This window comes from Micromonospora phytophila (genome assembly GCF_023656545.1).
GTDB classification, from domain to species: domain Bacteria; phylum Actinomycetota; class Actinomycetes; order Mycobacteriales; family Micromonosporaceae; genus Micromonospora; species Micromonospora phytophila.
On the sequence record NZ_JAMOKF010000343.1, the window covers coordinates 1 to 5,448 of the forward strand.

Below are 5,448 nucleotides of genomic sequence, written 5' to 3' on the forward strand. Positions count from 1 at the left end.
GGGCACACGGGCGGCGACCCGGGCACGCGGGCGGCGGCCGGGCACGCCGGCCGGGGCGGCGTCAGGCCAGCGGCAGGTAGACCCGACCGCCCGAGGAGAGGAACTCCTCCGACTTGTCCTGCATGCCCCGCGCGGCGTACTCCTTCAGCTCCTGGGTGATCTTCATGGAGCAGAACTTCGGCCCGCACATCGAGCAGAAGTGCGCGGTCTTCGCCGGCTCGGCGGGCAGCGTCGCGTCGTGGTACGACCGCGCGGTCTCCGGGTCCAGCGAGAGGTTGAACTGGTCGGACCAGCGGAACTCGAACCGCGCCTTCGACAGCGCGTCGTCCCAGGCCTGCGCGCCCGGGTGCCCCTTGGCCAGGTCGGCCGCGTGCGCGGCGATCTTGTACGCGATCACGCCGGCCTTCACGTCGTCCCGGTCCGGCAGCCCCAGGTGCTCCTTCGGCGTGACGTAGCAGAGCATCGCGGTGCCGAACATGCCGATCATCGCGGCGCCGATCGCCGAGGTGATGTGGTCGTACGCGGGCGCGATGTCGGTGGTCAGCGGGCCGAGGGTGTAGAACGGTGCCTCGTGGCACCACTCCTGCTGGAGGTCCACGTTCTCCTTGATCTTGTGCATCGGCACGTGCCCCGGGCCCTCGATCATCACCTGCACGTCGTACTCCCAGGCGATCCTCGTCAGCTCGCCGAGGGTGCGCAGCTCGGCGAACTGCGCCTCGTCGTTGGCGTCGGCGATCGACCCGGGCCGCAGCCCGTCGCCGAGGGAGAACGTCACGTCGTACCGTGCCAGCAGCTCGCACAGCTCCCGGAAGTTGGTGTAGAGGAAGTTCTCCTCGTGGTGCGCCAGGCACCAGGCCGCCATGATCGAGCCGCCCCGGGAGACGATCCCGGTCACCCGGTCCACGGCCAGCGGCACGTACGGCAGCAGCACTCCGGCGTGCACCGTCATGTAGTCGACGCCCTGCTCGGCCTGCTCGACGACGGTCTCCCGGAACACCTCCCAGCTCAGCCTCACCGGGTCGCCGCCGACCTTCTCCAACGCCTGGTAGATCGGCACCGTGCCGATCGGCACCGGCGAGTTCCGCACGATCGCCTCGCGGGTCTCGTGGATTCGCTTGCCGGTGGACAGGTCCATCACCGTGTCCGCGCCCCACCGCGTCGCCCAGGTCAGCTTCTCCACCTCCTCGGCCACCGAGGAGGTGACCGCCGAGGTGCCGATGTTGGCGTTCACCTTCACCAGGAACGCCTTGCCGATGATGGCCGGCTCGCACTCCGGATGGTTGACGTTGAGCGGCAGCACCGCCCGCCCGGCCGCGATCTCGTCCCGGACGAACTCCGGGGCCATGCCCTCCCGGATCGCCACGAACTCCATCTCCGGCGTCACCACGCCGGCCCGGGCGTACGCGAGCTGGGTCGGCCGCTTCCCGCCCGCGCCCGCGAGCGGGGTGCCCGCGCCCCGCACCGGGGCCACGTCCCCACGCTCGGCGATCCACGGCCCCCGCAGCGGTGGCAGCCCCACCTCGGGCTCCGAGCCCGGCCCCGAGGTGTCGTAGAGCCGGACCGGCGGGTTGTCGCCGGTCAGTTCCACCTCGGCGAAGGGCACCCGGACGTCGGGCCGGGCCCCCTCGACGTAGACCTTGCGACGTGCCTGCATGACAGCCTCCCTGGTGATCAAGCGGACCAGCCGAAGTGGTCCAGCGGGCCGCGTCCCGCGCCCAGCTCCCAGTCCCGCGCGCCGGTCAGCGCGCGGAGGACGTACTCCTTGGCGGTGGCGACCGCGACCGGCACCGGATCGCCCAGCGCCAGCCGGACGGCGATCGCCGCCGAGAACGAACAGCCGGTGCCGTGGCTGTGCCGGGTGGCGACCCGGGGCGCGCGCAGCAGGGTGGTGACGCCGCCGCCGTGCAGCACGTCGACCGCCTCGCCCGCCGTGTCGACGTCACCGCCGGTGACCACCACGTGCTCCGGGCCGCCGGCGGCGAGGGCCTTTGCGGCGGCCACCATCTCCTCGACCGTGGTCACCGGGCGTCCGGTGACGGCCGCGGCCTCCGCGCAGTTCGGCGTCGCCACCCGGGCGTACGGCAGCAGCCGCTCGACGGCGGCGACCACGCCCAACCGGTGCCCGCTCGTGGCGACCAGCACCGGGTCGACGACGAGGTGCGGCAGTCGGCCGTCCTTCGCCGCCTCGGCCACCGCGTCGGCGACCGCCGGGGTGCCGAGCATGCCGGTCTTGACGGCGCGGACCGTGAAGTCGCTGAGCACGCTGTCCAACTGCTCGGTGACCGTGCGCGGCGGCAGCGGCAGGACGGCGTCGACGCCCCTGGTGCTCTGCGCGGTGACGGCGGTGAGCACGCTGGTGCCGTACGCGCCGAGCGCTGCGAAGACCTTGAGGTCGGCCTGGATGCCGGCGCCGCCGCCGGAGTCCGATCCGGCGATGGTGAGCACTGTCTTCGGGGTCACGTTCCGTCTCCCGCTCGTGGGTGCTGCGGCCGACCCTGCGGGCTCGTCCGGGTAGGCGTGAGGGGCTGCGGCCGACCCTGCGGGCTCGGCGTGGGGGGCTGCGGCCGACCGTGCCCACTCCGGGCGGTCAGGCTTGATCCCTGCGTGGGCACGGTCGGCCGCAGCCCCGTACCGGAGACCTTCGTGCGGTCGTGCCGGGTGCGCGGCACCTCGGGGACCTCCGCGCGGTCGTGTTGGCTTTGCGGCACTTCGGGAGTCTTCGTGCGGTCGTGCCGGGTATGCGGCACCTCGGGGACCTCCGCGCGGTCGTGCTGGCTTTGCGGGACCTCGGGGATCTCCGTGCGGTCGTGCCGGGTGGGCGGGACCTCGGGGATCTCTGCCGGGTCGTGGCGGCTGCGGGACGCCTCGGAGGCCGGCGTGGGTCTGTGGCGGTTTCGGGTGGTCCGGAAGGGCGCCGTCAGCGTGGCGGCTGCCTGTTCGGGGTCCTCGGCTCGCATGACCGCCCCGAGCACCGCCACTCCGACGGCTCCCGCCTCGACGCAGGCGATCACCTGGTCCGGGGTCTCCACTCCCCCGAGCGCCAGCACCGGCACGGGGCTTCGCTCGATCAACCTCGCCAGGCCCTGCGGTCGCAGGGGTGGGCCGTAGCCGGGTTTGGTCCTGGTGGGGAAGACGGGTGAGAGGGTGGCGTAGTCCTCGGTGGTGAGCCGGGCCAGCTCCGCCTCGCCGTGGCAGGAGCGGCCGACCAGGTTGAGCCTCGCGGGTGGGTAGGGGCCGGCGGACGGCAGATGGACGGCGTCGCCGTCGAGGGGGTCGGGGCCGGCGACGATCAGGGTGCCGCCGGCCTCGCCGAGGATCGGGCGCAGCTCGGCGGCGAGGGCGGCGCGCTCGGCGCGCGGGAGGTCCTTCTCCCGCAGCACCACCCAACGCACTCCCCCGGCCACCGCCGCCGCGATGACGTCGGCCAATGGCCCCCGCGCCTGCCACCGGTCGGTGAGCACCACCAGCCCGGACGGCACCGGTGACCCGGTGTCGCACTGCTCGACCGCCGCGGCCCGGCTCGACACGCCGCCGTCGTCGTCGCCGCCGCCGCCGGAGATCTTGGCGGGAAGTGGCCCCTCCGGGGGCCGTTCCGTTCCAAGATCCGCCGTGGGCGCGTGGCCGGTCACAGGTCGGGCCTTCCCTCTTCTGGGGTGGAGGGCAGTGCGTGGAAGCGGCGGGCGATTCGGCCGGCGCCGTGGGCGAGCCGGCCCGCCTCGACCGCGTACCGCATCGCGGTGGCCATCGCCACCGGGTCGGCGGCCCGGGTGACGGCGCTGGCCAGCAGGACCGCGTCGCAGCCGAGTTCCATGGCGAGCGTCGCGTCGGAGGCGGTGCCGATGCCGGCGTCCAGGATCACCGGCACGTCGACACCCTGCCGGATCAGCCGGATGTGGTGCGGGTTGGTCACGCCGAGGCCCGAGCCGATCGGCGCGCCGGCCGGCATCACCGCCGCGCAGCCCACGTCGGCCAGCCGCCGGGCCAGGATCGGGTCGTCGGAGGTGTACGGCAGCACGGTGAACCCGTCCGCGACGAGGTCCTCGGCGGCGCGGAGCAGCTCCACCCCGTCGGGCAGCAGCGTCCGCTCGTCGCCGATCACCTCCAGCTTCACCCAGTCGGTCCCGAAGGCCTCCCGGGCCAGGTGCGCCACCTTGACCGCCTCGCCGGCGGTGTGGCAGCCCGCGGTGTTGGGGAGCAGCCGCACACCGCACCGGTCGAGCAGGTCCAGCAGCCCACCGGCGGTCCCGGGGGCGGTGTCCACCCGGCGCAGGGCGAGCGTGACCAGCTCGGTGCCGGAGGCGCGGATCGCCTGCTCCAGCACGTGCAGGTTCGCCGCGCCGCCGGTGCCGAGGATCAGCCGGGAGGTGAAGCTCTCGCCGCCCAGGTCGAAGGTCACCGCGGTCACCCGCCCTGGGCGGCGCTGAGCACCTCGACCCGGTCGCCGTCGCGCAGCACGGTCACCGGCCAGCCGGTACGCGGCACGACCTCACCGTTGACCGCGACCGCGAGGCCGCGCTGCTGGTCGGTGACCGCGCGGACCAGGTCCGCCACGGTCGAGCCGCCGGGCAGGCTGCGCCCGCCGCCGTTCACCGTCAGTTCCACGTGTGCTCCTCCTCCACGGATGCGGCTCTGTCGGGGCCCGGACGGCCGCCGACGGCAGGGTTCCCGGGCCGGCCGGCGCCGGCAGGGTTCCCGGATCGGGCGGCGCCGGCAGCGTTCCCGGACCGGTCGGTGCCGGCAGCGTTCCCGGGCCGGTCGGTGCCGGCAGGGTTCTCGGGCCGGTCGGTGCCGGACGCGTCGGTCGCCCATCCGCCGGCTCCGGCGGATCCGGTGCGACCGGCGGGCGGTGCGAACCGGTCGGGGGTGAAGGGGGCGAGCAGCGGGTCCGCCGTGCCGGTGGTGACCAGGTCGGCGATCAGGTCGGCGGTGACCGGGGTGAGCACGATGCCGTGCCGGTGGTGCCCGGTCGCCGCGAGCACGCCGGGCCGGCCGGGCAGCGGTCCCAGGATCGGGGCGTTGTCGGGTGTGCCGGGACGCAGGCCGGCGACCGTCTCGACCAGGTCGTACTCGGCCAGCTCGGGGAGCAGGTCGACGGCGGCGCGGAGCAGGCGCAGCACCGCCCCGGCGGAGACCTGGGTGTCGGCGCGCTCCTCGACGGTCGCGCCGAGGACCACCTCACCGCTGTCCCGCGGGACGAGGTAGACGTGCTCGCCGTCGGCGTACCCCCGGATCACGTGCCGGAAGCCCGGCGCCAGGCCACCGGGCGCGCGGAGGCGGATCACCTGCCCCTTGACCGGGCGGACCGGCAGCCCGGTGAGGGCCGCCGCGCCGCAGCCGGCGGCCACCACCGTGACCCGCGCGTCCACGTCGGACAGTCGCCGCACGGTAGTGGGCAGCACGGTCGCGCCGGCCCGCTCGGCGGCGGTCCGCAGCGCCGGCACCAGCCGG

5 protein-coding genes and 1 pseudogene are annotated in these 5,448 nt (G+C 74.8%); all 6 read right to left on the reverse strand.

What is annotated here, in order from left to right:
- Positions 1-61: 61 nt before the first annotated feature.
- Positions 62-1,654 (reverse strand): phosphomethylpyrimidine synthase ThiC, encoded by a 1,593-nt coding sequence (gene thiC / locus NCC78_RS26810; protein ID WP_250797950.1) that lies wholly within the window; start codon positions 1,652-1,654, stop codon positions 62-64.
- Between the two features lie 17 nt (positions 1,655-1,671).
- On the reverse strand, positions 1,672-2,460 hold the full coding sequence (gene thiD / locus NCC78_RS26815; RefSeq protein WP_250797952.1) for a bifunctional hydroxymethylpyrimidine kinase/phosphomethylpyrimidine kinase: 789 nt from the start codon (positions 2,458-2,460) through the stop codon (positions 1,672-1,674).
- A gap of 446 nt (positions 2,461-2,906) precedes the next feature.
- A pseudogene (locus NCC78_RS26820) lies at positions 2,907-3,479 on the reverse strand (thiamine phosphate synthase); the annotation flags it as partial.
- Positions 3,480-3,625: 146 nt separating this feature from the next.
- Positions 3,626-4,405 (reverse strand): thiazole synthase, encoded by a 780-nt coding sequence (locus NCC78_RS26825; RefSeq protein ID WP_250797954.1) that lies wholly within the window; start codon positions 4,403-4,405, stop codon positions 3,626-3,628.
- Positions 4,402-4,602 carry a sulfur carrier protein ThiS gene (gene thiS / locus NCC78_RS26830; RefSeq protein ID WP_250797956.1) on the reverse strand — a complete coding sequence of 67 codons (201 nt, stop codon included), beginning with the start codon at positions 4,600-4,602 and terminating at the stop codon, positions 4,402-4,404. Before thiS ends, NCC78_RS26825 begins: the two co-directional genes overlap by 4 nt.
- On the reverse strand, positions 4,593-5,448 hold an 856-nt coding region (locus NCC78_RS26835), incomplete at its 5' end, for an FAD-dependent oxidoreductase (protein WP_250797957.1). The genes thiS and NCC78_RS26835, both read right to left, overlap by 10 nt.

Coding starts and splice junctions, on each gene's coding strand:
- thiC (WP_250797950.1), bottom strand. CDS start 1,654: ATGCAGGCACGTCGCAAGGTCTACGTCGAGGGGGCCCGGCCCGACGTC.